Source organism: Bradyrhizobium lablabi, from assembly GCF_018131005.1.
Taxonomy (GTDB): Bacteria; Pseudomonadota; Alphaproteobacteria; order Rhizobiales; family Xanthobacteraceae; genus Bradyrhizobium; species Bradyrhizobium lablabi_D.
Map to the genome: position 1 here is coordinate 15,002 of NZ_JAFCJK010000005.1, position 23,934 is coordinate 38,935.

18 protein-coding genes are annotated in these 23,934 nt (G+C 62.4%); 6 read left to right on the forward strand and 12 right to left on the reverse strand.

Going from position 1 to position 23,934, the window contains the following annotated elements; genetic code table 11:
• Nucleotides 1–13 precede the first annotated feature (13 nt).
• Nucleotides 14–1,006, forward strand: a complete 993-nt coding sequence (locus JQ553_RS16015; protein ID WP_212500955.1) for a 3-hydroxyacyl-CoA dehydrogenase NAD-binding domain-containing protein — start codon at nucleotides 14–16, stop codon at nucleotides 1,004–1,006.
• Between the two features lie 474 nt (nucleotides 1,007–1,480).
• Here JQ553_RS16015 and JQ553_RS16020 read toward each other — a convergent pair whose 3' ends face one another.
• The 12 genes from JQ553_RS16020 to JQ553_RS16075 form a co-directional block, all read right to left on the reverse strand.
• Nucleotides 1,481–2,554: a peptidoglycan-binding protein gene (locus JQ553_RS16020; RefSeq protein ID WP_212500956.1), complete on the reverse strand. Its 1,074-nt coding sequence runs from the start codon at nucleotides 2,552–2,554 to the stop codon at nucleotides 1,481–1,483.
• 315 nt (nucleotides 2,555–2,869) lie between these two features.
• Entirely contained in the window at nucleotides 2,870–3,298 is a 429-nt protein-coding gene (locus JQ553_RS16025; protein WP_212500957.1) for an SgcJ/EcaC family oxidoreductase, read from the reverse strand.
• A 318-nt stretch (nucleotides 3,299–3,616) separates the two neighbouring features.
• Nucleotides 3,617–3,850, reverse strand: a complete 234-nt coding sequence (locus JQ553_RS16030) for a DUF6894 family protein (protein WP_212500958.1) — start codon at nucleotides 3,848–3,850, stop codon at nucleotides 3,617–3,619.
• A gap of 835 nt (nucleotides 3,851–4,685) precedes the next feature.
• Nucleotides 4,686–6,272 carry a class I SAM-dependent methyltransferase gene (locus tag JQ553_RS16035; RefSeq protein ID WP_212500959.1) on the reverse strand — a complete coding sequence of 529 codons (1,587 nt, stop codon included), beginning with the start codon at nucleotides 6,270–6,272 and terminating at the stop codon, nucleotides 4,686–4,688.
• Between the two features lie 26 nt (nucleotides 6,273–6,298).
• Complete coding sequence (gene tssH, locus JQ553_RS16040; RefSeq protein ID WP_212500960.1) at nucleotides 6,299–8,941, reverse strand: type VI secretion system ATPase TssH; 2,643 nt, start codon at nucleotides 8,939–8,941, stop codon at nucleotides 6,299–6,301.
• A 97-nt stretch (nucleotides 8,942–9,038) separates the two neighbouring features.
• Complete coding sequence (tssG, locus tag JQ553_RS16045; protein ID WP_212501444.1) at nucleotides 9,039–10,103, reverse strand: type VI secretion system baseplate subunit TssG; 1,065 nt, start codon at nucleotides 10,101–10,103, stop codon at nucleotides 9,039–9,041.
• Nucleotides 10,067–12,034: a type VI secretion system baseplate subunit TssF gene (gene tssF / locus JQ553_RS16050; protein ID WP_212500961.1), complete on the reverse strand. Its 1,968-nt coding sequence runs from the start codon at nucleotides 12,032–12,034 to the stop codon at nucleotides 10,067–10,069. Before tssF ends, tssG begins: the two co-directional genes overlap by 37 nt.
• Nucleotide 12,035: 1 nt before the next feature.
• Nucleotides 12,036–12,542, reverse strand: coding sequence for a type VI secretion system baseplate subunit TssE (gene tssE / locus JQ553_RS16055; protein ID WP_249144335.1), 507 nt, complete (start codon nucleotides 12,540–12,542; stop codon nucleotides 12,036–12,038).
• 221 nt (nucleotides 12,543–12,763) lie between these two features.
• Nucleotides 12,764–13,249 carry a type VI secretion system tube protein Hcp gene (locus JQ553_RS16060; RefSeq protein WP_212500963.1) on the reverse strand — a complete coding sequence of 162 codons (486 nt, stop codon included), beginning with the start codon at nucleotides 13,247–13,249 and terminating at the stop codon, nucleotides 12,764–12,766.
• 50 nt (nucleotides 13,250–13,299) lie between these two features.
• Nucleotides 13,300–14,802 (reverse strand): type VI secretion system contractile sheath large subunit, encoded by a 1,503-nt coding sequence (tssC, locus tag JQ553_RS16065; RefSeq protein ID WP_212500964.1) that lies wholly within the window; start codon nucleotides 14,800–14,802, stop codon nucleotides 13,300–13,302.
• 16 nt (nucleotides 14,803–14,818) lie between these two features.
• On the reverse strand, nucleotides 14,819–15,349 hold the full coding sequence (tssB, locus tag JQ553_RS16070) for a type VI secretion system contractile sheath small subunit (protein ID WP_212500965.1): 531 nt from the start codon (nucleotides 15,347–15,349) through the stop codon (nucleotides 14,819–14,821).
• 130 nt (nucleotides 15,350–15,479) lie between these two features.
• Complete coding sequence (locus tag JQ553_RS16075; protein ID WP_212500966.1) at nucleotides 15,480–16,793, reverse strand: ImpA family type VI secretion system protein; 1,314 nt, start codon at nucleotides 16,791–16,793, stop codon at nucleotides 15,480–15,482.
• A 341-nt stretch (nucleotides 16,794–17,134) separates the two neighbouring features.
• On the opposite strand from JQ553_RS16075, the gene JQ553_RS16080 reads away from it, so the two are divergent.
• The 5 genes from JQ553_RS16080 to tssL are packed head-to-tail and all read left to right on the forward strand — an operon-like array spanning nucleotide 17,135 to nucleotide 23,899.
• The gene (locus JQ553_RS16080) at nucleotides 17,135–19,021 is read left to right on the forward strand and encodes a type VI secretion system Vgr family protein (protein WP_249144336.1); all 1,887 of its coding nucleotides are present in this window, start codon (nucleotides 17,135–17,137) and stop codon (nucleotides 19,019–19,021) included.
• Nucleotides 19,022–19,032: 11 nt separating this feature from the next.
• Entirely contained in the window at nucleotides 19,033–19,596 is a 564-nt protein-coding gene (locus JQ553_RS16085; RefSeq protein ID WP_212500967.1) for a DUF6931 family protein, read from the forward strand.
• Nucleotides 19,597–19,607: 11 nt separating this feature from the next.
• Complete coding sequence (gene tagH, locus JQ553_RS16090) at nucleotides 19,608–20,981, forward strand: type VI secretion system-associated FHA domain protein TagH (protein ID WP_212500968.1); 1,374 nt, start codon at nucleotides 19,608–19,610, stop codon at nucleotides 20,979–20,981.
• A 48-nt stretch (nucleotides 20,982–21,029) separates the two neighbouring features.
• Complete coding sequence (gene tssK / locus JQ553_RS16095; RefSeq protein WP_212500969.1) at nucleotides 21,030–22,367, forward strand: type VI secretion system baseplate subunit TssK; 1,338 nt, start codon at nucleotides 21,030–21,032, stop codon at nucleotides 22,365–22,367.
• On the forward strand, nucleotides 22,364–23,899 hold the full coding sequence (gene tssL, locus JQ553_RS16100; protein WP_212500970.1) for a type VI secretion system protein TssL, long form: 1,536 nt from the start codon (nucleotides 22,364–22,366) through the stop codon (nucleotides 23,897–23,899). The genes tssK and tssL overlap by 4 nt, the downstream gene beginning before the upstream one ends.
• The last annotated feature ends 35 nt before the right edge of the window (nucleotides 23,900–23,934 follow it).

Here is a 23,934-nt window from a genome sequence, read left to right on the forward strand (position 1 = left end):
ATCGGAGACAGACATGACCAAGACCAACCCCATTCGCCGCGTCACGATCATCGGCACCGGCGTGATCGGCGCGAGTTGGGCCGCGCAGTACCTCGCCAAGGGACTTGAAGTCGTCGCGACGGACATCGCGCCTGACGCGGAAGCCGCGCTGAGGAAGTTCGTGAAATCGGCCTGGCCGGCGCTCGAACGGCTGGGCCTCTCGCCTGGCGCCTCGCTGGCGAATCTGAAGTTCACCGCCGACCTCGCCGAAGCTGTCGTCGGTGTCGACCTCGTGCAGGAGAACGGGCCGGAACGGTTGGACTTCAAGCAGAATCTGTACAAGCAGCTCGACGAGCTGCTGCCGCCGGACGTGATCATTGCGTCGAGCTCGTCCGGGATCAAGATGAGCGACATTCAGTCGGGCGTTGCATTGCATCCGGAGCGTTGCGTCATCGGTCACCCCTTCAATCCACCGCACCTGATCCCTCTGGTTGAGGTAGTCGGCGGGACGAAGACCTCGGAACACACGATCCAGCGCGCGATCGCGTTCTACAAGTCGATCGGGAAGAAGGCCGTACGACTCAACAAGGAAATGCCAGGCCATGTCGCCAACCGCCTGCAGGGCGCACTGGCGCGGGAGGTCTACTATCTCATTGCCGAGGATGTGCTGAGCGCTGCCGACGTCGATGACGCCCTGTCCTGGGGTCCAGGTCTGCGCTGGGGCATCATGGGCAACATGATGCTCAATCATCTCGGCGGCGGCGCCGGCGGCATCGAGCATTTCTTCCACCAGTTTGCTGGCCCAATGAACACATCGTGGAAGACTCTCGGTTCGCCCGACCTCACTCCTGAGGTCCAGAAGAAGCTGATCGACGGCGTTCGTGCCGAGGTCGGATCGCGCACCATCGAAGAGCTCGAGGCGGAGCGGGACGAGATTTTGCTCAGTCTCATCGAGCTGCGCACTAAACACTCGCACGTCGTCGCACCGCGTAGCCCGCAGCACACATTGGCTGAGTCCGGCAGATAGCGCCGTCCCAGTGGATCCTTGCAATGTGTGACCTGGCTATCGCTCGGCGGACGGCAGTCCGCTGCTGCCCGTTGGCATTAACCCCTCGCATTGCGCTGCTAGCTATGCCGGGCAGTTCGGCGCACGGTAGCTCCGCGCTCGAACAGCGCAAATCGCCGATGAAGATCAGCTGGCTCGATTGCGGGCCAAATCGCGGCGGCCGGGTGAGTGCAGTCGGCATTGTGGGCGATACTCTGAGAGAGTTCGATGAATTCGCGCGGGACAGTTAGCTCCTCGCGCGACCATCGTGCCGGATTCCGGTGACGGTCCGGTGAACGATTCGATTGCGCTGGGGCGGCTGGGCGGCTGAAGTGCTAGGACCGCGGTGGCAGGATCGACTGCGACACCTTCTGAATACAGCGAGATAGAAACAAAGGCTGCTGGTTCGCGCCGGCGGGTTTGTTCGTCGTGCCGCCGAGTCTGGCCCGCGATCTTTCAGAAAGGATTCAAGTCCAGGAGCCCGCCGGAAAGCTCGCGACCGAAATGCGCCTCAAACGCAAATAGCGAATAACACTCGGCGATCCGGGGCCGCTGCGCCGGTGAAAGTTTGTCGATATCCTCGCGGCGCGAACGCTGCCCGGGAGGATCATCAATCGCATCGGGCGCACCTTCGGAATCGCCGACATAGTGCGCAATTTCGTGAACGAGCGTCCCAATCTGAAGATCGGTGGTGCCGAAAAAGTAGGTAACCTGAATCCAGATTTTATCTTTTTCGACGAAGAATACGGACTTGTCCCTCATCGTGACCCTTGCTTTTTGCCCCTTGAATGCCGCTCCATTTTGTTTGGTTACAGCAAGCACCCCTGACGTCGCCAAGTCCGCAAGCTTAAAGACGCCCGGCATCGGAATGAAAGTCTTTTCAACCAGAGCCGCATTGCGCGCGAGCAAGCGCTGCACTTTCCCGAAGGTCCGCTTGATCAGGTCGAGGTCGCGCGTCGCAGCAGGATTCCCGCTCAGTTTGAAATATTTATTCAGAAGCGATCGCGCTTTATCGGAAGATGGGGTCTGCAGGAGCCTGACAGCCGCAAATGCGCACGAATGGGCTGCCGGCATGAATTCGAGATATACCCTCTTCATGTTGTCGTCGGTAACGGAGAAGGAATCGGGTGGGTTGGCGAGCGGCGCACGTGTCGGTGCAAACGAACGAGCGGTAGGTTGGGTTGCTTGCCCTCCGCCGATGAGTTGATTGAGTTTCGCGAGCGTTTTCCCGCCGGGGTCTACTCGCGCGTCGGAAAAACCCAGCTGCTGCGATTGAAAGCGGGAGATCGCCGCACGCGTTTTTGGACCGACAATTCCGTCGACGCTTAGAGACGGCGTCGGCCCACCTTGTTCCGCCTGTATGCGATTGAGTGCTTGCTGGACCTTGCGCGTATCGTCCGGGAGATTGGCGGCACCCTGACCAACGGACTTTTCCAACGAGAGCGGGAAGACGAGGTTGTCCGGCCGGTCTGGTACCGGAAATTGGTCGACACAGCGCCTATCGACGCAATAACATCGAAACTGCGGCATGGCACTCTCCAGCGAAAGCCGGAAAACCACGAGAAAGTCTATCGCACTACGGTTGCAATGGCAATCTGAGCACCCACAATGCGATTGTCGCACTGCTCGGCCAATGCACTCGCGTTATCCCCCGTTATAGGTCCCGCCATTTTGCCTCCGTCATTTCTCCGTTGCCCGCCCGGCATAGCAAAAAGCAACGCCGACAACGCCTGTAATGCGATTGATCCGGCATCATGACGGTCCTTCGCCCGTTCCCATCCGCGTATTGGAGAATTTCGGCCGCAGCTCGGCACCACGCTCGGCGCGGGCGGTGCAGACGCAGCTTCACTCCGGCACGGGCGATCCGTGATGTTGGGCAACCAGCCATTTGCCGTCGACCTTCACCAGCGCCAATGTCAGCCGGTAGGGCAGCACGGTGCCGTTCGCGAGCGTAAAATCGGCAAAGCCCGAGCTGAACAGGAGATCCGGCCCGTGCGCGATCGCCTGCTGGTCGCCCATCTTGACCTTGATACCTGCGGGCAACTTGCTGAAATACGTGCGCACGCCGTCGGTGCCCGTGAAGAGCTGTGCGGTCGAGCCGAACATCATGGCGTCCTTGGTGTAGAGCGCGGCGATCTTGTCGGCATCACCGGAGTTGAAGGTCTGCTCCCAGGTTGCGCGCATTGCGACCGCGTCTTCGTTCGGTCCGGCCTTCGCCGCAGAAATCGAAAGCAGTATCCGCAGGTCCCGCAAGGTGAGCGCTGTGCGCGTCATCTTTCTGGCTCCACTATGAGTTTCGCGTAATCGGTGTCGCCGCAAACCCGCGAGCGGCCGCTTCCTTGTAGCACGGCGGCATCGCCCTGGTTGCGGCCGCCGCGGGCGCGCAGCTCGCCGAAAGTGATTTTCGGGGAGGGGAGTGGCGTGCGGGTGTGTTGGTGCGTGGGGGGGGAGCCGCTATCGCGCCGGCCGCTTCTATCACCGGATCAAGGTGAAGAGCCGGGCGCATCCGGCCTATGGCCAGGTGCAAGATTTAGACTCCGCGCGCGCCACGCTAGGCGAATGGCGGGTACGGATTTCGAGGGCTCACTGCCCTCAGTGTAGCTTGCCGAGCACGATCGCGAAGGGGAGAACGAATAGCTCGTCATCGGAATCGTCGCTGACATGCACGACCCAGTCGCGCCAGTCTTCCGCGCCGCGTTCCATGATGAGCGATCGGATGATGCAGGCCGCGCGGTCGCGCGCCTCGGCGAGGTCGCTCACGGCTTGACCGGATCGATCGATCCAGACTCCCCCGGAGCTAGAGCAGTGGAAGTAGACCCGAGCCATGTTCGGTCTCCTGCGAAAGTCAATCTGTTAGTAGCGCGTTAGCCCGATCAGGTTCTGTCCATCAGTGATGCGGTTCACATTTCGCATCGAAGTATTTTGATTGCGTTCGGGTCAGACTTTGAGGCATGGAATCGCAGCGGAACCGGGAGTTGCGGTCCGACAGCCGGATCGGGCCACCGGTCGGCGGAGATCTCGACCGAGTGGTTGCACTGGGAGTCAATTTGAGCGGCACAGCAAAGGGGCGAAACCGCATCGTTCCTCCGCCGGCGTCAGATCAAGTTGGTGGCTGCGCCGCTGGACATGGACAGGGTGACTCCTAGGCCGCAGCACAGGCCGAGCTCCTCGCCGGCGGGCACTGACGCATATCCTCGAGCCGGAGATCACGGACCTGTCATCGAACCTGCACACGTCCGCCTGCCACCGAAAGGCGCTGGGGGATTTCAGGGCCTCAGCGCTTAAACAACGCCGCCCAGCCAACATATTCGGCTGGCGCGGCGTTGTGCGTTGCGGCTCGCCGACGAGCTGGTCAGCACAACCAGCGGTGGGTTTTCGGTGCATGCGCGAACACAGTACAAAAGGCCCGGCTGGGGGACCGGGCCCCATTGCACGCCACTCGCGCCGGTGAATTGTGAGTTCAGTGGCCGAAAAGGACCAACCGACCACGAGACGCTGGCTCACTGACGAATCAGTACCGCAATTTGTCGATGCAATTGAGGCTATGGTTGCGGTTACGTAATCGACGCAGCCGGCGAACTGGTCGTGGCCGCGGTCTGCAATCAGCTTGTGACCTCGCTCCGTTGACCACCGTCCCGAGGGTTGGTTCAAGCAAGTCGGATCAGGCCACCAACAGGCCGAGCTTACCGACCATCGCGAGCGATCGCGCGACGCCCTCTTGGGTTGACAATTGCTGCGGCTCGGCCGGCTGTCCGGCCCCGCCTGTTTGTTCGATCCGGGTGGTCGGGCCGAATTTCTCGGTCATTTCCATGACGATCTGATCGGTGGTGCGCGTGCCGTCGAGGAGCTGCAGGAAGTGCCGGGTCCTGTCGTCCTCCAATTGCACCGTCTGGTGCAGCAGGTTGGTGACCAGCGGACCCGTTTCCGCCTGCCGGCGTGCAAGCAAGCTCGCCTGGGGGCGGTCGGTGACGTCCTTCATAAGAAACGGTGGCGATACCAGGAATGAGACCTCGCCGCTCTGGGTCAGGATGTACATCGCATCCGTCAGAGTTTGTTGGTCATCGTCCGTCTGTTCGCCGCCCCGGAGCGCCCGAGCCCCATCGAGCAGTTCGCCGAACGACATCGCGCGCGGCCAGGCGCGGCCGAGACACAGATGCGCAGCCTTCAGAAGCGGATTGGTCACCGTGATCCTGCTGCTATCATGATTCTCGAATTCCATCGCAGAATCGTCGGTCAGGCACACACCGGGATCGACGGGGCTCAGCGTGCTCAACAGATGAAACCGGGTGACGAAGTCGCGATCGATCTGGCGTCGCAGCGAAATGTTGTCATGGCAGAGCAGGGTGCGCCGAAAGCCGTTGCCGTCGATAAAATCCTGGTACTGATCACGTGCCATGAACTCGCTCTCAGGAAAGCGTTGCAGCGTGGCGCGGACCTCTTCAGCATAGCCGGCGAGATAGCGTCGCGAAAAGTCGGCGTCGCTCAAATACTGCAGTCCATGACGGGTAGCGTCCTCGACGACATTGGACAGCAAGAAGGCCGCAGCGCCTTCGTCGAGATCGTCGTGAAAGAGCAACTCATCGGGTACCTTGAGGACGCGGTTGCACTGGTCGCGCATGACCGCACCGTGCACCGAGTTGGCTTTCGAGCCCTCGCTTAGAAACTTCATGATCGCGCGGGCTTGTCCGACCTTCTCCTTCATGCCGGTGATGTGACGGGTGTGATAGAGCATCATGTCGCGGACCATGTTGCGAAGATGCGAGAACGGATGCGCGTTGTAGCTCACGTAGCAGACACCCCGCGGCGCCAGGTTCTGCTTGAAGATCGTCATCATCTGCTCGCGTACCACCGGCGGCACCCACGAATACACGCCGTGGGCGATGATGTAGTCGAACTGCCCGAAGCTCGCGTCGACATTCATGATGTCGCAATGCAGAAGCTTGATGTTGCGCAGGCCTAGTGCAGCGACGTTGCGCTGGCCGCGCTCGATCGTCACACCGCTCAGGTCGACGCCGATAAATTCGCTGTCCGGATATTGAAAGGCCATCGGCAGCAGGTTGCCGCCCACGCCGCAGCCGAGCTCCAGCACCCGGCAATGCTCGACCGGAGCGGGCTGCATGCCGTAGACCGTAGCGATCGTCGCGAGATGGTTCGGATGGGTGAGCCCGTAAACGTGACCAGGATAGTAGACGTCGTCGTAAGGCGTGGACACCGTGGTCGGATGGCAATGTTCGGTTTGAACGTTCATGTGCAGCTTCCGTTTGCTTGCGTCCGTCAATTCCAGGAATAGGCAAACCTGTCGTCCACGATCGAGACCGTTGCCTGCTTGACTTCCTCCTTGGCGAGCGACTTGTTGAGGAATTCGCGCGACAGCTCGGGCAGCAGCGTATTGGTGATGATGTTATCGATCATGCGTCCGCCGGAATCCGGATCGTTGCAGCGTGACACGATGTGCTCGACCACTGCATCGTCGTAGCTGAAGGTTGCATCGTGGTTGTCGCGGATGCGCCGTCCGATTCGGTCGAGGTGAAGCCGGACGATGCCACCGAGCATCTCATCGGAAAGCGGGAAGTAGGGAATCGAGACGATGCGCCCGAGCAGGGCAGCCGGAAAGACCTTCAGCAATTCCGGCCTCAGCATCTTGGCGAGCTCTTCCGGATCGTTGCGATATTTCGGATCGCGCGACAGGCCCATGATCAGATCGGTGCCGACATTGGTGGTAAGAATGATCAGCGTGTTCTTGAAGTCGATCCGCCGACCGGTGCCGTCCTCCATCGTGCCTTTGTCGAACACTTGGAAGAAAATCTCGTGCACGTCAGGGTGGGCCTTCTCCACCTCGTCCAGCAGGATGACACTGTACGGCTTGCGACGAACCGCCTCGGTAAGACGGCCGCCTTCGCCATAGCCGATATAGCCGGGAGGGGCACCTTTCAGGGTCGAGACAGTGTGCGCCTCCTGGAACTCCGACATGTTGATAGTGATCATGTTCTGCTCGCCGCCGTAGAGAGCTTCGGCAAGGGCGAGGGCCGTTTCGGTCTTGCCGACTCCGGAGGGACCGGCCAGCATGAACACGCCGATCGGCTTCGAGGGATTGTCCAGTTTTGCGCGGCTGGTCTCGATTCTCTTGGCGATCATGGTCAGCCCATGGGATTGGCCGACGACGCGACGGTTGAGTATTTCCGGCAGCTTCAGCACGGTCTGGATTTCGTCGCGCATCATCCGGCCGACAGGGATGCCGGTCCAGTCCGACACTACGGAGGCCACCGACTGCTCGTCGACGTGAGCATAGATCATCCGCTTTTCCGGATTGATGCCCTCCAACGTTTCGAACTTGCCGCGCAGCTCAGCGCGTTTGACGGCCGGATCCTCACCCCCCTTGGGCTCGGTCAGAATCTCGCGGAGGCTGCGGATGTCCTTGACAAGATCCTGCTCCGCGGCCCAGTCCGTCTCGAGGCCGGTCAGCTTTTGCTGCAGCGCTGCGATGTCGGCATCGATCGCGGCGATGCGCTCGGCGTCGTCGATGCCGAGGTCGCCGTCGCTGATCAGCGCCGACTTTTCGGCCTCGCGGGCCGCAATCGCAACGCGCGTGTCTTCGATCAAGGCCGGCGTCGCACTCTGGCTGATGGCCACCCGCGCTGAGGCGGTGTCGAGCAAGCTGACGGCCTTGTCCGGCAATTGTCGGGCAGGAATGTAGCGATGTGACAAGTTGACCGCGGCAACGATTGCGGCGTCCGAAATGCGAACGCCGTGGTGCTTTTCCATCGGACCGAGAATGCCGCGCAGCATGACGCAGCAGGTCTGCACATCCGGCTCATCAATGTGGATCGGCTGGAAGCGCCGGGTGAGCGCCGGGTCCTTCTCGATGTATTGGCGATACTCCGCCCAGGTGGTTGCCGCAATCGTGCGCAGCGTGCCACGGGCGAGGGGAGGTTTCAGGAGGTTGGCGGCATCGCCGGTGCCGGCCGCACCTCCGGCGCCGATCAGAGTATGGGCCTCGTCGATGAACAGAATGATCGGGGTTGGCGAACTCTGCACTTCGTCGATCACCGAGCGCAATCGCTGCTCGAACTCGCCCTTCATGGACGCACCGGCCTGCATCAGGCCGATGTCAAGGGCGCAGAGTCTGACATTGCGCAGCGGCGGAGGCACGTCGCCGGCGGCGATGCGCTGGGCGAAGCCCTCGACCACCGCGGTCTTGCCGACGCCGGCCTCACCGGTAAGGATCGGATTGTTCTGCCGACGGCGCATCAACACGTCGATCAGTTGGCGGATTTCATTGTCGCGGCCGAGGATCGGGTCCATCTGGCCGAGCTTCGCCTTCGCCGTGAGATCCTGTGAGTACCGGTCGAGCGGCGTCGTACCCTTGGGCCCCGCCTGCTGCTCCGCGCCCGGCGTGCCGGCGCCGACCAGTCCCGAGCCGTCCATCGGCCGCAGCGTCTCCTCCTCGGAGCCGGCCCACACCGCGCGATGTTCCGCGGCGAGTGCGTCGACATTCACCTTGGCGAATTCCTGCGAGATGTTGTTCAGCGTGCGACGAATATCGTTCGATTTCAGGCCGGCCACCAGCAGATGGCCGGTGCGGATCTGAGTCTCGCCGAAGAACAGGGTGGCATAGTGCCAGCCGCGATCGAGTATATCGATGACCGAATTCGCGACACCCGGCATGTCGGTCTCGTTCTTGCGAAAGCCGTTGATGACGCCGGCAAGGTCCGATAGCAGCCGCGCCCGGTCGAGCTTGTAGTGATCGGCCGACAGGCTGAGGTCGGTGCGTTCCTGCTGCAGGATATGAAACAGCCAGTGCGCGAGTTCGACGTTGCGGTTGCCGGCGCTCTTGGCGTGGCGCAGGGCCTGGATGAAGGCATCGTAGCCGGCCCGGTTCAGTTTGCCCGTTACGGCCTCAAGGCTGATGTCGGTCACGGCGGCCCCTCCTCGTTCCACGCCGGCGGATGCCCGGCACCTTGCGAAAACCGACTCGATTCCCACGGTGTTAAGACGGCCGGGGCGGCGGCGAGGTTCAAACCGCTGCAGCCTCGGCTGCGGCGCTCCGCCGCGCCCTCAGGCGCTCGGCCAGATGAAACCGCGCATCGCGGCGATATTCTTCGGTCGAGGTCCAGTTCGGCGAGACCCAGGTGGTCCATCCAAGGCGTCCGCTCTGTCCGAGCCTCACCGGGGCGACCGCCCCCGCTGGAATGGCGAGCTCCACATCCCAGTCGAGTTCGTCGCCGATATAGAAGAAAACCGCGTCAGCCAGCGGCTCAGACAGGTTGCTCGCCTCGGTCGGCAGGAACTGCTCGTATTGAGCAAAATCCTTGACGAAGACCCGAACCCTGATTTTGTCCTCGACGCTGAACACCCGCGAACCGAGCAACATGTCGCGGCCGAGACCGGCGTGTGTTCGGCCGAGCTGGCTGCAGTCGCTGGGGTCGAAGGCGAGCCAGGAGCCGACAAACTCGTCGATCTCGGTTTTGACGTCGAACAGGCCCTGTAGGAAGCGCGTCAGCCGCGACGCGCACTTCGCCTTGGGGGCGATTAGTCCAGCGAAGCTGAGCTTCGCCATGTCCGGCACCGTGTCGCGATTGGCGAAAACATCGGAGCCCAAGCCGGCGAAGGAACCGACATAGGCGATGAAACGATCTTCCGCTGGCCGGTCGTGCTGGGCAATCGGTCGCGCATCGGCCCAGGCGCGGAAGAACAGTTGCAGGAATCGCCCATTGATAAGGTCGAGGAAGCGCGGAAAGGCGTCATCCCGCATCAATTGCCAGCCGATGCTTTCATCGGTCGTGGCCAGCGGCAGTGCGCCCTGCGGCCCCAGCAGGCCCAGAAATTTGACCAGAATCCTGAGGCGGTCATCGCGGGCGTCGACCGAGCTGAGGTTGGAGGCGGGAAACTCTAGATACGGGTCCTGGCCGAGGTCGACATATTCGTCGCGACGCGCGGCGCTGTCGCCGATCCGCGGTCGCTCCGAGTGGGCGCGCTCGAGCTGGCGGAGCGCCTGAAAGAAATCGAACCGCCACGGCTCGGCCTTCATCTGGTCGATCAGCGTCAAAGCGGCCTCCGGGTGCCCATGCGCGGCGGCCAGCGCATGATCTCGCCGCGTTCCGGCGTCGAGATCACCGTCTGGGTGAAGGTGTTGAAGCCCGAATAGTCGGCGAAGAAGCGCTCCAGCACAGCGCCCAGCAGGAACACGCCGCTGCCCTCGAATGCCTTTTCGTCGAGCGTCACCGTGATCTCGAGGCCGCGCGCGGCGCCACTGCCGGTGCGCTCGCGCACCCGCCGCACGACCGGTCGGCTGTCGATGCTGCGCACGCCGCGGATCTTGCGTTCCGTGGCGTCGTCAAACTGGTCGGCGAACAACGACAACATCTCGCGCAGTGCCGCGGCGTTCTTGCCGCCACCGCGCTCGACGAGGCCGAGATAGTTCAGGCTGAGCATGTTGATCAGCCGCCAGCTGACGATTCCACTGTTGGCGATCTCGCTGCGGCTGCGCAACTGGGCTACCACCGGCTCGCGTGGCCGGGTGGGACCGGAAACGCACATCAAATCGAGCGAAGTATCGTCCAGAAGGCGGAAGTCGGCGCCGCCCTGACCGACGGGCAGGTGCTCAGTAAGATGCCGGTTGGAGCAAAGCGCCCGGACGCTGAGTTCGGCGGCGGACGTGCCGCCGCTCAGTTCGCCGGGCTCGAGCAGCGAAAGGAACATGTCGGTGCCGGTGTAGTCGGAGGCCGCACCATAGGTCTTCTCTTCGACCGTCCGGCGCCGGGGCAGCCGGCGGACTGTGAAATACAGCCCCTCGACCGATCCGCTGGTCCGGTCAACTGCGGCCGAGTACAGCGGGCGTACCAGCCGTTTGTCTTTCTCCGCGGGAAAGTGCGCGTAGACTTCAAGCACCCGGTGCGGCTCGTATTCGAGATAGCGGCTGCGGTCAGGCACCACGTGGTACTCGTGGGTATTCGACTTTATCGGGATGCGGTCGCTGGTCTTTTCGAACAGATTGATGGCCGGCGCGGTGTAAAGGCTGAAGGTTTCGGGCCGCACAGCCGCGGCAAGCCGCGAATTGTGCTCATTGAAGGCGAACACGATATCAATCGATTTGCTGCGCAACCGCGGCATCACGCCGCGAAGTCCCGTCAGGTTGACGCCAAGGAACTTGCGCGGAAACGCGAAATACTCCCGCAACAGCTCCGAGCCGCGGAAGATCCGGTTGTCGTTGGGAAACAGCGATTCGTTCTCGTCGAAGCCAACCTGCTGCACGCAGTCGTTAGGCGCGCGGATCACTACCGGATCGCCGAAGTCGTCGAGATGGCGAAAGTAGACTCCCGCGCAGTTCGAGATCAATTGCTCGTAGAGCGAGATGGCGTCCGATTCCGCACCGGACAGGTAGATGGGCAGCTCGCTCACGCGGCAACCCGCAAACCAGGTTTCCGGTTTGGTCCGGGCCTCTGCCTCCTGCACCTCCTCGTCGAGCCTGGCCGCGGTGCGATGGGTCAGCGACAGCCTGAGCCCGGCGATGACCTCGCCGCCGACCGGAACGCCGAGCGCCTGCAGCGCACCGGCGGTCGAGAAGTACTCGGCGCCGGTGACGTCGAACGGCCAGAGTTCTATGTCGCGGCAAAGTCGGAAGCGGCAGGCGAGGCTCCGCTCTCTTTCCCGGTAGGAAGCATCAAAATAGGCGCCGCGCGCGATCTTCTTGCCGTCACGCAAGGCGGGGTCGGCATAGGTTGGTCGCGCCTTGACCAACATGGCCGACGGGGTAGGAGCGAGATAGCTCGGGACCAATTGCTCGAGCAGGTTCGCAGTGAATTCTGGAAACTCGTGCTTGAGCTTGAGCTGAACGCGTGCGGCGAGAAACGCAGCGCCTTCGAGCAATCCCGTGATCATCGGATCGGAGCGGTCCCGGATCAGGCCGCCCAGGCGCTCCGCGATGCCGGGATATTCTTCGGCGAAATCCTCCGCATGCTCATACAGCAGCGACAGTTCACGATTGTAGAAGTCGAGGAATTCACGATTCATGTTAAAGTCGATTGACCTGGATATCGCCGCTGTCGAGGTCGACATCGGCGACGAATTCCACGGGGACGTTGAGGGGTTCGCACCTGAGGTCGGCGTGGACGACGAAGCGCAGCTTGAGCTGTTCGGGGCCGACCGAACTGTCGCGACGAACCCGGATGGTCCTGCGCTCGAGCCTCGGCTCGTAGGTGGTCAGCACCGTGCTCAGCGCGTCGCTGAGCTCTTCGTCGGTGACCTCGTCGATCGAGCGGTGGGCGATGTCGGGAAAGCCGTAGTTCAGGATGGACGATCGGACGCATTCCCGGGTGGTGAGGTCCTGGGTCGATTCCAGCGCAATGGTATTAAGCAGCGCTTCCAGATCATGGGCGACTTCGCGCCGCAGCAGTGTTTCCGAGATCGGAAAGCGGCCGGCGCTGCGCCGCCCGGCAATAACTCGCTCGCCGAACTGGTCGCGCAGGTCGAGTTTCTTGCGGGCATCGCGCGCTTCATGAGCCGCGCGAAAGGCCAGCATCAGCGGTGGACTGAGCCGATCCTTCCTTGGCGTGACGGTCATTTCCGGTCCCCCGAGCCTGCCGGCGCGCGCGGCTTCGTGGGCACCGCTTCGCATCCGACATGACCTGTCTTGCGTGAAAGAGTCCAGACGCAACCGGCCTGACCGTAAGGTGCAGGCCGATCGTATGCATCACGCCGGTTCGTGCTATCGGTAACCGGCGTCAGGCGAAGGACCAATGATCACGCCCATTCCTTGTTGGCAGCAACGTCCCAGCCGAAGGTCGGCGACGCACCGGCGGCACCCTTTTCCGTCTGGGTCTTGTAGATCATTTTGATCTTCTGGAAATTCAGGCTCACGTTCTCGACGATACGATCGTCGCCGTGCGATCCGCCAGTCGATACGCTCGAGACCAGGATGTGCTTCATCTCGATCTTGAGATACTCGAGCGGATTTTCACCGGCTTTGCGCACCGTGAGGACGGCGCTGTCGATGTGCTTGCCGTTCGCGCAGACCTTGAAAAGTTCGGGCGTCGCCTTGTCCACGAAGTGCGTGAAGTGAAGATCCTGAACGCTGACCTTTCCGGCGCCGCCACCCGATCCGCTGTGGAAGGTGCCGGATTGGCTTTCGCCGAAGGACCAGCTCAATACATCGATTTCGTCCTTGTGTTTGTCGTCCAGTGACTCGCCCTTGATTGGTTCGAGCTTCAAAAAGATGTCAACAGCCATAGCATGTTCCTCTCAAAATCTCAGTGTTAACCGTTTGCGGCGATGCGGCTTCAGGTACTCGGGCCCGGCAGGCGCGAAACGAGACTGAGGCCGACGTCCATCGCCTCCAATTGAAAGTGGGGACGGAGAAAAAATCGCGCGTTGTAATATCCCGGGTTCTCCTCGTTTGCTATGACTTCGACCTTCGCCGCAGCCAGCGGTTTGCGCGCTTTCTGAGCTTCTGACGACAAGGCTGGGTTGGCATCAACGTACTCGTTGATCCAGGTTTGCAGCCAGACCGTCAGCTCATCCTTTTCCTTCATGGATCCGATCTTGTCGCGGACCATGCATTTCAGATAGTGCGCAAAGCGGGATACTGCGAACATGTAGGGCAGGCGTGACGACAGGTTGTCGGATGCGGTTGCATCCACTCCCTTTTCGCCGAAATACTTCTTCGGCTTGTAAAGCGACTGGGCGCCGATAAAGGCGGCCTTGTCGGTATTCTTGCGATGGATCAGCGGAATCAGGCCCGCCTTCGCAAGTTCGTGCTCGCGCCGGTCGCTGATCGCGATCTCGGTCGGGCATTTCAGGTCAACGCCGCCGTCGTCCGTCGGGAAGGTGTGCGTCGGCAGGTTGATGACTTCGCCGCCGGACTGCACGCCGCGGATGCGGGTGCACCAGCCGAATTCCTTGAAGGCGCGGTTGATGTTGACCGCCATCGCATAGGCAGCATTGATCCAGCCGTATTTGTCGCCGGTGTGCCCATCGGTTTCCTCTTCGAAGGCGAATTCCTCCACCGGCTCGGATTTCGCGCCGTAGGGGAGGCGACCAAGCACCCGTGGCATGCACAGGCCGAGATAGCGCGAGTCGTCCTGGTCGCGCAGCCCCTTCCAGGCGGCATATTCCGGCGTGTCGAATACCTTGCCGATGTCGCGGGGGTTGGAGAGCTCGGTCCACGAATCCATCCCCATCAGCGTAGGCTCGGCCCCGGTGAAGAAGGGTGCGTGCGCGGCGCCCGCGACCTTGCTGAGATCGCGCAGCAGCTGCACATCGGTCGGGAGGTGGCTGAAATAGTAGTCGCCGATCAGGCAGCCGAACGGCTCACCACCCAACTGGCCGAATTCGTATTCGTAGATCTGCTTGAACAGCGGGCTCTGGTCCCAGCGCGCATCCGGGTAGAGTCGCAGGTTACGGTAGATTTCGTTCTTCGAGACGTTCATCACCCGGATCTTGAGCGTGGCGTCGGTCTCGGAATTGAAGACCAGGTAACTCAGGCCACGCCAGGCGCTTTCGATCGCCTGGAACTCGGGCGCATGGAGGATCTCGTTCATCTGCGCGGTCAGCTTCTGGTCGATCCGCGCGATCATCTCCTCGATGGTGTCGAGCACGTCCGACTTGATGACCGTCGTGTCCTTCAACGCCTCGCGAACCAGCGTCGACACGGCGTTTTCGACTTCGGTCGCCGCGCGCTCGGTGCGCGGCTTGAAGCTCTGCTTCAGAAGGGCGGTAAACTCGTCGGCCTCGACGGTCCCGACCTGAGTGGTGGTCTCTTTGCGACCTGCTTCTTTCGCCATGGTCCCCGTTCCTTCGTTATTGCTCGGCGTTGGGTTCAGTGGACTGAGCTGCTGCGCGCTCCTGCAGCGCGGCCATCAGTTGCGGGTCGCTGAGCAGCGCCTTCAGCCGATCCTCGGCCGCCACCTTGCCGTCCATGTAGCGCAGCAGGTTGGCGAGCTGTTCGCGTGCCTCTAGCAGCTTGGCCGTGGCCGGCACCTGCCGGGCGATTGCGACCGGCGTGAAATCGGACATCTTGTTGAAGCGCAGGCCGACGGACATCTTCTCCTCCTCGGAGCCCTCGCCGAGACGGTTGGCGACGCGCATCGTCACGCCGGGCTGGATCGCCGCCATGCGGCTGTCGAAATTGTCCATGTCGAACTCGAGGAATTTGCGCTCTTCGACCTTGGCCTTCTCCACGCCGGGGTTGTTGCCGGACAGGTCGGAAAGGATGCCCATGACGAACGGCAGCTCGATCAGCCGCTCGGCGTCATAGGGGTCTTCGTAGGTAATGTGCACGCGGGGTGCGCGGTTTCGCCGGATAAATTTTTGACCGCTGTCGGTAGCCATGGTTTGCCCTCTTTGCGAAATCCCTTGAGAAGCCCGTTTACGCGAGGCAGATCGACAGGGTGTCTGGGCTTGCCGTCGCTTGGACTGCTTCCATCTATCCCCCGTTAGTCCGACCGAGCTGAAGGCGGGTTCAATTTGACCTGTCGATTGTTTTCAGGGCGCCCTCCGGCAGCACATCATCGAGCAAGCTGAGGAAGTCCCGCTGTGCCAGATCGCGCGCGCGGTCGATCAGGAACGGGATCGGGCTGGAGGGCTCCGCGGCCCGGAAATAGACCGCCACCTTGCCGAGCAGGTCCAACGCCTGCGCCCTGCTTTCAACTGAGAAAACAATGTCTTGAATATCCGTTGCGGCCTCGGCCGAGGGGCTGGTTGCCAAGGCGGCCATCCGTTCAATCGGCAGGTCGAAGACCTTGCCGCGACCGATGTTGATGGCCGCGGTCTCCACGTGGGCGGGCACCAGCATCCGCATCACCTCGATGAAGGATTTGCCGACCATTTCCTGTGCCTGACGCACCAGCAGGAGGGCCGGGTTGGACGGTTCTGAGCGGGCAAAATACTCGGCCGAAGCGGCGAGCGCCGCGGAGGCCTGTCCGGGCGACGCCACCGCACCCGCAATTTCCACTGAAGCCTGCCCCTCGGCCGGGGCGGCCTCGCTCGAAGGTGCAACGGCTGCGGCCGGATCACGCACCGCGACGAGGCCCGCGAGCCAGGCGGCCATGCCGTTCACGACCCCGGACAGCCTGTCGAGACTGAGGGGTTGTCCCGAGTTCAACTTCTCGTGCCAGATCGCCTTGATCGCAGCGACCTCGGCCGCCACCGCCGAGCATCGCGCGCTGGCCGCCTTGAGCGTGTCGAGGTCCGTCTCGCCGACGATGCGCTCGATTGTCGCAAGGTCGGGCATGTCGGTGTCGGCCGCGGCGGCCGGAATCTCGCCCTTGGCCACCTGGTAGGCACGGTAGTTGAGACTGCCGTGCCTGCGGTTTTCGATCAGCGGCAGAAATTGCAGCGGGTTGATCACCGTGGGAAACACGTCGATCGCTTCGAGCGTCACCGCGCGAAGCGCATAGTCGCCATCCTCTCCCCTCGGATGCACTGCGTCCCAGTGGTCGCGCAGCAGCGAAACGGTCGCCTTCAGGCAGTTGAGAAAGCCGTCGAGATCGCGATTGAGGATGGAGAACTTCGCCATCAGCATAGTCAGACGCAGGTCGCGCGTGCGCGCCAGGAGGGGCTGCGCGGCGGCAAACTGGCCGGCGATATCGACCGCCTTGGGATCGAAGCGTCCGCGCTCGCCGTTGGCGTTGACGACCTCGAAGTAGGACATCGGCAGCAACGGTTCGGCCGCTGCGAAGAAGTTCAGGTATTGCACGTCACCGGTGGCGTCGAGATCCGGCCCGCACGGATCGTCGGCGGCAACAGGCTGCGTCAGGGCTGCGACATCGAGCATGCGAGGATCGTCCGTCTGGAGGGTCACGGCACCTCTTCGAGCACCGGCATCCGGCGGCTCAGGCAGAGGCGACCATGATCCGATCGCCTGGTAGGTCAGACCCACGATGGTCCCGGTTCATTCCCGCGATCATGACATTTTCGCGTGAACCGGCAAGCCTTTGGAGCCGACTACATCAGGGCCGGACGGCTCTTTGGACGCGGCTGTTGCGCTTCAAGGGGCAACCGGTCTGGTTGTCGGCGGCTGCGGTTGGCTGACTGGCAGAGATTTCTGTGGTTCATGACGGCATGTTGCGCTGCTCCTAGCGGTTCGTGCGGTCGACGAGGGAGTTGAATGCCCACATGGGCCAGGTGCTTACCCAGGATACCCGCCTCTGCGAGCTCAAGACGCCTCTCGGCAAGGACGTTCTGGTTTTTGTCGGGTTCGAGGCCTCGGAAGGTCTCAGCGAATTGTTCGAGTATCGCATCGAATGCCTCAGCGAGGACGCCGATCTCGACTTCGACCGTGCGATCGGTCAGCAATGCACGCTGACCATCAAGCTGCACGGCAAGCAGCGCGAGTTCAGCGGCATCCTGACCGAGGCTCAGTGGCTCGGGGTGAAAAGCGACTATTTCAGTTACCGGATCGTGCTGAGGCCCTGGCTGTGGCTCTTGTCGCGCACCACGGATTGCCGGATATTTCAGGACAAGAAAGCGCCCGACATCATCAAGGAAGTATTCAACGAGCGCGGCTTCACGGACTTTGAATCAAAATTGACTGAGGAGGGCTCCTGTCCGAAGCTCGAATACTGCGTTCAGTACCGCGAGACCGACCTGAATTTCGTCTGCCGCTTGATGGAGCAGCACGGCATCTATTACTTCTTCAAGCATGAGGGCGGTAAGCACACGCTGGTGCTGGCGGACTCCAAGTCGTCGCACACTCCGATCGAGGGCCTTGCCACGATACCCTACATCCCGCTCACCGGCGCCGATCGCCGCGCTGAGCAGCATATCTACGAGTGGGTCTCGGAGCGCCGGTTTCGCACCGGCAAGGTGGAGCTCAACGACTACAACTACCAGAAGCCCAACGCGCAGATGGTGAGCGACGCCAAGGGTTCGGAGCATTACACCCGCTCCGAGATGGAGTTCTACGACTATCCCGGCAAGTTCAAGGAAAAATCCGACGGCGAGCGTTACGCCAAGGTCCAGTTGGAGGCCGAGCAGGCGATGGATCGGCGCCGCCGCGGCAATGGCGACGCGGTCAACCTCTTCCCCGGCGGGCTGACCAAGCTCGAGAAGCATTCCAAGGACTCGCAGAACGTTGAATATCTCGTGGTGCGAGCCACCCATTCGTTCGCGATCGAATCCTATCGCACCGGCGGTCCGAGCGACGCCGGGCAGCACGTCTATTTTGGCGGCTACGAGTTTCTGCCGAGCGACCGGCCATTCCGGGCGCCGATGATGACGCCGAAGCCGAGGATCAACGGCATCCAGACGGCCAAGGTGGTGACCAAGGACGACAATTCGAGCGAGGAAATCGACGTCGAATCATTGGGCGAGATCTACGTCCGCTTTTTCTGGGACCGGAAGAAGAAGCGGTCGTGCCGCCTGCGCGTGGCCCAGGTTTGGTCCGGCAAGCGGTGGGGAGGCCAGATCATACCCCGCGTCGGGCAGGAAGTGGTGGTCGAATTCCTGGAGGGGGACCCGGACCGGCCGCTTGTGATCGGAACCGTGTACAACGACGAATACAAGCTGCCTTACGATCTGCCGTCCAAGAAGACCATTGCCGGTCTGAAATCCGATTCAACCAAGGGTGGCGGCGGCTACAACGAATGGAATTTCGAAGACAAGAAGGGATCCGAGAAGATCACGCTGCATGCCGAGAAGGACCACGACGTCACGGTCCGCGACACCGAGACACGGACCATCGGCGAGAGTGCAACCAAGAGCGACACACGGCAAACCACCCTTAAGATGGGCAATGACAAGCTTGATATCCAGTTGGGTGGCCAGCACATCAAGATGGCCTTGGATCAATCGGTCGATGCCGGAATCAGCATTTCGCTCACCGCCAACGTCATGATTAAGTTCCAGGTCGGGGCCAGTTCGATTACGCTGACTCCGGCGGCGATCTTGATCAATTCGCCTATCATCACCGCCACGGCAACCGGGCCGATGATGCTGACGGGGACGCCAGTCAACGTGGGCGTGCCGGTCATGGTGCATGTGCCGATCCCGTTGCCGGTCTAGCTGGATACGCAATGACCCAAGTTCGCTTCGCTACGGTGCAGGACCTTTTCGAGGCTTATCCAACAGCCAGGCACGAAGTTGGCCCGGCTGATGCCAGTCTGCCGTCGATGGATTTTCTGCGGGCGACGGTCGGCAGACGCGATTGGCCGTCGGCCGTGTCGTTTTGTGCCTATCTGCTGCCCAGACGGGTCGCAGTGGCCTGGGGATGTCGCGCGCTGCGACAGATGGTCGATCGCTTCGAACCGAGCGCGGACAGGGCGATCAGATTCGCGGAAGCATGGGTCCATGAGCCGGATGAAAGCCATCGCAGCAAGGCGCTCGCGGCCGGCAACGCCAACGACTACAACGCGCCTACAACCTGGCTCGCTCTGGCTGCGGGGTTTTCCGGGGGAAGCGTCGTTCCTCCCGAATATGATCCGGTCGAAGCCAAGCCCGAGCAGACCGCGAAGGCGGTTCGTGCCGCAATTCTCATCGCCCTGTGTGGATTGGCCCGCGACTCCAGGGACCAGATAATGACGGCATGTCTTGAGGATGGTATTCAATTGGCGCGCGGGGAGCCACGCTCCTCGCGGTAGTGGGACGCTTGATGGTGCTTCGGTTCAATATCGAAAACGAACCGAACCTCCCGGATGGAGGTCCGGTCGTCTTTGCTGTCGAGGGCAGGCGTTCGGTCGACATCGGTCGGGACCGTCACCTCGACTGGACGTTGCCGGATCCGTCACGGCTGATTTCGGGAAAGCATTGCGAGGTGCATTTTCGCGACGGCGGCTACTGGCTGCACGACGTCTCGACCAACGGCACCTTTCTCAATGGCGCCGACCAGCGCATGCGGGGGCCGCACCGGTTGCGCGATGGCGATCGCTTGGTCGTCGGCCACTACATCATCAGGGTCTCGCTGGATTCGGATGAGGTCAGCACCGGCAGCATCGCTCCGAATCATGGGGCGCAGTTGCAGACGCCCCTCGCGCAGCAGCACGCAAACTACCAGGAACTTTGGACGCCTGATCGTGACGTGCCGCCGCCGATTGATCCGCAGCAGTTGAGAAAGCCACGCGAGGCAGCGCGGCCCGTCAATCCCGAGTTTCTCGACTGGGCGGCCAGCGTTCCGGAGCCGGACGCGGAGCGTATTCGACGCCCGCCGTCGACGCCGCCCCGCGCGCCGTTGTTGCAGGATGACATGAGCTGGGCGGCCGGTCCGGTCGCCGCGCCGAAACCGTCATTTGAACCGCCACCCGCGATCCCGACGCCGCGCCGGCCGACGGTGTGGACCGATGACGAGGAAGCCGCCGCCGAGCCGCCGCGTCCCCACGTTGAGCCGCCGCGGCCGGCCCGCGCGGCCGACCAGGGGCCGCCTTCCGCTGTGCCAGAGACCCGCGCCGAGTTCGCCCGTCTGGTGGCGCGCGCGGCCAGGTTGCCGGACAATTTCTTTGCCAACAAGACCGACGCCGAACTTGCCGAGCAGCTCGGCGTCATCTTGCGCATTACCGTGGATAATCTGATGGCGCTGCTGCAGGCGCGAACCCAGGCCAAGCAACTGACCCGCAGCGCCAGCCAGACCACCATCCAGGCGATTGAGAACAATCCTCTGAAATTTTCGCCGACGCCGGAAGAGGCGATGCGCATTCTGTTCGGACCACCGACGCGCAGCTACCTCGACTCCGAGCGCGCCTTCGCGCAAAGCTTCAGCGACCTCAAGTCACATCAACTGAAGACCTATACGGCGATGCAACATGCCGTCAGCGAGCTCGTCGCCAGCATCGACCCCACACTGGTGGCGCGCGAGCTCGAGCTTCAGCGCGGCGCGAGATCTTGGCTCGGCTCGAACAAGGGCAAACTCTGGGACGAATTCCTGGCTCGCTGGAAGGCGCATCTCGGTCGCGACAACAGCGCGCCGATCGATACCTTCATGGCGCATTTCTCGAACTATTACGATCGTGGCGACAAGGCCGGGTCAAAGTAAATTGTCGATGACCACGCGGTCGTCGAAGACTGCTGAGCGGATGTAGGAATGTCTTGGTACAGCAAGGTTTTCTGGTCGGAAGGTCTGTTTCTGCGGCCGCACCATCTGCAGCAGAACGATCGCTACGTCGAGCATTTGCTGGAAAAGCGGGTTCGTTACACGACGCCATATCCTTGGGGGTTCGCCGAGCTCGAGATCGATCACGATCTCACAGAACAGAGCAAATTTGCGGTGCGTAGCGCCGCTGGCGTGATGCCGGACGGAACGCCGTTCGACATCCCCGCCGATAGCCCGATTCCGGACGCGATCGAAGTGCCGGACTCGGCCGCCGGCCAGATCGTCTGGCTGATGATGCCGGTCGCGGCGCCAAACACTCGCGAAGTTGATGAGGGTCGCGCCGACAGCGCCAGCCGTTATGTGCGTGCCTCCGAGACGTTCATTGACTCGACCTCGGCGCTGCGCGTCGAGGAAGAGATCGATATCGCTTATCCGCGATTGTCATTCGAGCTGCGGAAGACCAACAAGCCGGGATACATGGGCATCGGGATCGCGCGCATTCTGGAAGTGCGCGACAAGAATGTCCTGTTCGACGACAAGTTCGTGCCGCCGATGCTGGCCTGCGCCGCGCATCCGGTGGTCGACGGCTGGCTCAACCGCATCATCGGCTGGGTCGAGACCAAGCTCGACGAGCTGTCGCGCTACGCGGTCGATCCGTCGTCCGGCGGCGGGCTCCAGAGCGTCGATTATCTGGTGCTACAATTGCTCAATCGCACCATTCCGGTGCTGACCCACTTCCAGCGTTCCCGCAGCGTGCATCCCGAACGGCTGTACGAGGAGTTGCTGAGGCTTGCGGGTGAGCTTGCCACGTTCGCCACCGCAGAGCGCCGCGCGCGCGACTATCCGACCTATGATCACGACAATCTCGAGTACGTCTTCACTCCATTGGTGCGCGACATCCAGGACTTCTTGAGCGCGCGGCTTGGTCGGCGAGCGATCCGACTGGAGATTATCGAGCGCGCCCAGAATGCATTCGTGTCGCCGATCCGCGATCGGGCGCTTTTCCGGAATGCTACGCTGGTACTGGAGGTTGCCGCGCGGCGGCCGCTGGTGGAGATTCAGAACGAATTCCCGCACCTTTTCAAGGTCGGGCCGAACACCAAGATGAACGAGATCGTGCACGCCAACCTGCCAGGGCTGACGCTGGTGCACCTGCCGACGCCACCACCGCACATCCGGGCCATCACAGACCACGTATATTTCTATCTCGACCGCAAATCGCCGCTATGGCCCGAGTTCAGCACGGCGGCCTCGATCGGGATGCACTTCTCCGGCGACTGGCCGGAGCTTGAGCTATATCTTTGGGCCATCCTGGAAGATCGGCCATGAACGACAGGGACAAGCCGGTCAATCCTTTCGGTCGGGGCGAACGGACGATCATCCGTCCGAACCCTGGCGGGAAGCTGCCGCCGGCTCCAGCCCCCGAGCCTGCGGCCCCGGCAGGCGCGCCGCCGGCCGGACGCCAAGCCTACTCGCCATCGCCCGTACCGTCTCCCGGCGCGGCTGCTCCGCCGCCGTCTTCCTTTTCCGCCCCTCCGCCGACCCCGACCTACGCCGCTGCGCCGGTCAGCCATACGGCGGAGGAATGGATCTCAACGCCCGCCGCGGCCCAGGCGCCTCAGCAGATCCTGCCGCCCGGGCCGCCGCTGCGCGTGGACGATCTGGTCGCGCCGAACGCAAACCCGGTGATGCGCGCTGCCGGGCCGCTGCTGCAACTGCTCGGCCGCTTGCGGGTGGCGCTCATGCGCGCCTCGTTCGCGAGCTTGATGGAACAGGTTGCCGACGCCATCAAGTTCTTCGAGAAGGACATCCGTTCGGCCGGCATTTCGGAGCATCAGGCCAACACGGCGAAATACATCCTGTGCGCCACCGCCGACGATATCGTGCAACACATCCCGACGGAGGATCGCCACGTCTGGACCCAATACTCGATGCTAAGCCGGTTCTTCGGCGAGCGGGTAGGCGGCGTCCGCTTCTTCGAAATCCTCGACCATCTGAAGACTGATCCGCTGGTGAACTATCCGGTGCTCGAGCTGCAGCACGCCTGCCTCGCGCTCGGATTCCAGGGAATGCACCGCACATCGACAAATGGGCTGGCGAACCTGCAGGTGATTCAGCGCAATCTCTACGAGACCCTGCGCCGGGTTCGGCCCAAGGTGATGAGCGACCTGTCGCCGAACTGGCGTGGGCAGGCGCTGGCCGGTCGCCGGCAGCGGATTCGAATTCCCGTCTGGATGGTGGCCGCCGTGGTCGCCGCGCTGTTGACGGGGAGCTATTTCGCGCTGCGGATGCTGCTTGCCGGCCGAGCCGAGAATGCCGCCGAGGTGGCGCTGGCGTTACATCCCGGCGATCCGATCGAGCTCAAGCGCAGGATCGTCGCGCCTCCGCCACCCCCGCCTCCGCCGCCACCACCGGACCGCATTACGCAGTTGCAACGCATCCGCAACGCGCTGGCGAAGGAGAACACGGCCTGCGCCATGACGGCGGACCAGACCGCGAGCTTCATCGTGATCCGAGTTTGCGACCTGGCGCTGTTCGCCGCGGGGCAGGCCACGATCCTAGACGGCTTCAGGCCGGTGGCGGCCCGCGTCGCGGCAACCCTCGACAAGGAGCCGGGACGAATCCGCATCGTCGGCCATACCGACAGCTCGCCGATTCGCACCGTCCGCTTCCCATCGAATTTCGAGCTGTCGGTCGAGCGCGCCAAGGCGGTTGCAGCCGCCCTGAAGCCGGGTCTAGCCGATGCATCGCGCATCGACGTCGACGGCAAGGGGCCGGATGCGCCGATCGCGAGCAATTCGACACCCGAGGGACGTGCCAAGAACCGGCGCGTCGAAATTTTCATCGAGCGCAGCGAATAGGCCGATGCGGCCGGCTGCGCGTGGTTTGCGACAGG